At 44.0% G+C, this 3,724-nt stretch carries 3 protein-coding genes; all 3 read right to left on the bottom strand.

What is annotated here, in order from left to right:
- On the bottom strand, positions 1–1,363 hold a 1,363-nt coding region (locus B9J84_RS10035), incomplete at its 3' end, for an ATP-binding cassette domain-containing protein (protein ID WP_094124055.1).
- The gene (locus B9J84_RS10030) at positions 1,341–1,589 is read right to left on the bottom strand and encodes a glutaredoxin family protein (RefSeq protein WP_013856908.1); all 249 of its coding nucleotides are present in this window, start codon (positions 1,587–1,589) and stop codon (positions 1,341–1,343) included. The genes B9J84_RS10035 and B9J84_RS10030, both read right to left, overlap by 23 nt.
- 3 nt (positions 1,590–1,592) lie before the next feature.
- Positions 1,593–3,722, bottom strand: a complete 2,130-nt coding sequence (rlmKL, locus tag B9J84_RS10025; RefSeq protein ID WP_017041964.1) for a bifunctional 23S rRNA (guanine(2069)-N(7))-methyltransferase RlmK/23S rRNA (guanine(2445)-N(2))-methyltransferase RlmL — start codon at positions 3,720–3,722, stop codon at positions 1,593–1,595.
- Positions 3,723–3,724 lie beyond the last annotated feature (2 nt).

Here is a 3,724-nt window from a genome sequence, read left to right as displayed (position 1 = left end):
AAATACGAGCAAGCAACAGTCTGTTTTTCTCACCACCAGATAGCGCTTTTACTGGCGTTCTCGCACGTTTAGGGGCAAACAAAAAATCTTGTAAGTAGCTTAATGCGTGCCGTGGGCGCCCAGCCACCATCACTTCTTGTTTTCCGTCAGCTAAGTTGTCAATTACCGACTTCTCAGGATCGAGGATCTCACGGTACTGATCAAAATAAGCAACTTCAAGTTTGGTACCGCAATGTAATTTGCCACTCTGAGGTTGTAAATCACCCAACAGCAGTTTCAGCAGCGTACTTTTACCGCATCCGTTAGGGCCAATAAGTGCAATGCGATCACCACGCATGATATTGAAACTGAAGTTCGAGACAATGTTTTTGCCATCAATGCTATAGCTAATATCCTTCGCTTCGAAGACAATTTTTCCTGAACGCGCAGCGTCATCGATTTGCAAGTTTGCTTTGCCCTGTACCTCACGGCGATCATTACGCTCTTCTCTTAGCTTCTTGAGTGCTCTTACACGCCCTTCGTTACGAGTACGACGCGCTTTGATGCCTTGGCGAATCCAAACTTCTTCTTGGGCCAATTTCTTATCAAACTCGGCATTTTGCATCTCTTCTACGCGCAAGGCTTCTTCCTTGGCGACAAGGTACTGATCATAATCACCAGGAAACGAGCTGAGTTTACCGCGGTCAAGATCAACAATGCGTGTCGCCATTGAGTGGATGAACGTCCGGTCATGCGATACAAAGATGATCGAGCCTCTAAAATCTTTCAAAAAGCCTTCGAGCCATTCGATGGTGGTTACATCAAGGTGGTTAGTCGGTTCATCAAGCAAAAGGACATCAGGATCACACACTAGTGCTCTTGCAAGAGCCGCTTTACGCTGCCATCCACCGGATAAATCCGTTAGTTTGGTGTGGCCATCCAGTTTCAACGCCGCCAGAACATTTTGGATACGTTCTTCAAAACGCCATGCCCCTGTATGCTCTAGCTGCTCTTGAATACGAGATAACTTATTGATATTACTTTCACTTGGATCGATAACGATGAGATCCAAAAGATCTTGATAGATCTTTAGATACTCACCAACTTCCGCTAATCCACCAGCAACATAGTCAAAAACGGTGCCAGCTTCATCTCTAGGCGGATCTTGTTCTAATCGAGAAACAACAACATCTTGTTCTATCTGCATTTTTCCGTCGTCCATGATGATTTCTCTCGCAAGAACTTTCATCATAGTCGACTTGCCTGCACCGTTTCGGCCGACGAGACAAACTCGTTCATTTTCTTGCAATGCGAAATCTGCATGATCGAGTAATGGGTGGTCACCAAATGCTAATTGACCGTTATGGATGGTAATTAATGCCATTATTTTCTAACCAATGAAGTAATGTTTGTTGGTCAAAGGGCCAGCTCAGTTCGGATTCTTGGTATTTAAGAACCGGAATAGTGACCCCGTAACGAGAGAAGAGCGCATCATCAAATGCAATATCAACAAGTTGTACTTGTTCAGCAATGTTTGCCTGCTGAACAAGCTGAAATGCCATCTCACAGAGATGGCATCCTTCAGTACTGTAAAGCGTGAACAACTTCATTCCCTATTCACTGCATGCATGGGAAATCGTCCAGCAGTTATGGATCTGTTTGTTACGTTCAAAATCCAGTGGTAATGTTTGTGCTGAAATGTTTTGAGCAACTAAACCAAGCTCAGCTAGCGCTTCTAAATCCATTTTAAAATGTCGTTTATTGTTTGAAAACACAATCGTACCTTCTGGACGTAGGATACGTTTTAAATTTTCCATCAACTTAATATGATCGCGTTGCACATCAAATGTGTGTTCCATACGTTTGGAATTTGAGAATGTCGGCGGATCGATAAATATCAAATCAAATTGTTCTTTTGCAGTCTCTAGCCATTGCACACAGTCGGCTTGTTCAAAGCGATGCTGGTGTCCAACTTGACCGTTGAGCTTTAAGTTGTCTTTAGCCCATTCTAAATAGGTTTTAGACATATCAACCGTCATCGTTGATTTTGCTCCACCGCAAGCGGCATGAACGGTTGCAGAGCCGGTGTAAGCAAATAGATTGAGGAAGTCTTTACCCTTTGCCATTTGCCCTAAGCGACGACGCGTCAATTTATGATCAAGGAATAAACCCGTATCGAGATAATCATGTAAATTGACAATCAGTTTAACGCCATACTCGTTCACTTCCATTGTCTCAGAAATTTGCCCTAATTTTTGATATTGAGAGCGTCCTTTCTGTTTTTCGCGAACTTTGAGTACCACTTTATTTGCTTCTGTTCCGGTGACTTGAATCGCGGCACGAATGATATCTGTTAAACGGCGTTTCGCCTTTTCTTCTGGAATATCTTTAGGTGCGGCGTATTCTTGGATCACTAGGTGGTCGAGATAAACATCGATCGCAACATTGTATTCAGGCAAATCAGCATCATAAATACGATAGCAATCTAGTGATTCACGTTTCGCCCACTTACCAATTTTCGCAATATTTTTCTTTAAACGATTCGAAAAATCAGGAGCGATCACCGATTCTTGAGAAATAGACGCTCCCGGTTCTACCGTGCGCAATGAAATTGAGTAGTTCTTTTGGTGACAAGGTAACGCACCGTTATTTAACTTAAACTGCTTTTCAGCGCGCATACGCAAACAACTGAGTAATTCGTCAGAGCTTGAGAAAATCGACGCTTGGCAACCGCCAAATTCAGCCTTTAATTGCCCACCAAATGCCGTGTATAAAGCAATCAAACCAGGATGTGTACCTAAACGTTCACCATAGGGTGGGTTACAGATAACCACACCATCCTCAAACCCTTCAGGACGTTTGATCAGTGCCGCATCACCTAGCTGGAAGGTAATCAGTTCTTCAACCCCTGCGCGGCGAGCGTTATCTTTCGCTGTCTGCAGCACTCGTGCATCGTTATCAAAACCAAAGAACTTACAGTCAACTTTCTTGACACCACGTCTTGCTTGAACATTGGCCTCTGATTTTATTTGCGCCCACAGTTCTGCATCAAAATCCTCTAAAGCTTCGAAACTCCATTTTGGACGCTTGAGACTAGGGGCCATACCAGCAGCCATCATGGCCGCCTCAATGAGCAAAGTACCAGAACCACACATTGGGTCGAGCAGTGGCTTCGCTTCACTCCATCCACTACGCAAAATAATAGCCGCTGCTAATGTTTCACGAAGTGGTGCTCGCCCCGCTTCGGTACGGTAACCGCGCTGATGTAAACCACCGCCCACCATATCAATCCCTAAAATGGCTTTATCTTTATGCAAGCGTACATGGACACGAAGATCTGCATGATCTTTATCGATCGAAGGGCGCGGTAAGTTCTTTTTGGTGAAACAGTCGACAACCGCATCCTTTACTTTCATCGCACCGTACTGACTGTTGCGGATTTCGTTATTTGTGCCGTTGAAGTCGACAACAAACTTTTTCGAACTATGAAAATGATTAACCCAGTTCACTGAACTTGCCGACAAGTAAAGATCCATATCATTTTGGCAGGTAAATTCAGAGAGGACGCGAACAAATCTTGATGCTAGACGGCTCCACAAACAACAGCGATAAATCTGCTCTTTCGACGCTTTAAATTTTACCCCGGCCTGCACGGGTTTTGCGTCCGTAATCCCTAATTTGGTTAGTTCTTCAACTAATAGGTTCTCAAGACCGTTTGAGGTAACCGCTAGATATTGATTCATAC

Origin of the sequence: Vibrio sp. V03_P4A6T147 (assembly GCF_002241085.1) — a bacterium.
In the GTDB taxonomy this organism is placed as follows: Bacteria; Pseudomonadota; Gammaproteobacteria; order Enterobacterales; family Vibrionaceae; genus Vibrio; species Vibrio anguillarum.
Note: the sequence above shows the minus strand (reverse complement) of the source record. Positions and strands in the feature narration are given on the sequence as shown.

What these genes read in the sequence shown, in the direction of transcription:
- rlmKL (WP_017041964.1), bottom strand. Translation starts at nt 3,722, where the DNA reads ATGAATCAATATCTAGCGGTTACCTCAAACGGTCTTGAGAACCTATTA.
- B9J84_RS10030 (WP_013856908.1), bottom strand. Translation starts at nt 1,589, where the DNA reads ATGAAGTTGTTCACGCTTTACAGTACTGAAGGATGCCATCTCTGTGAG.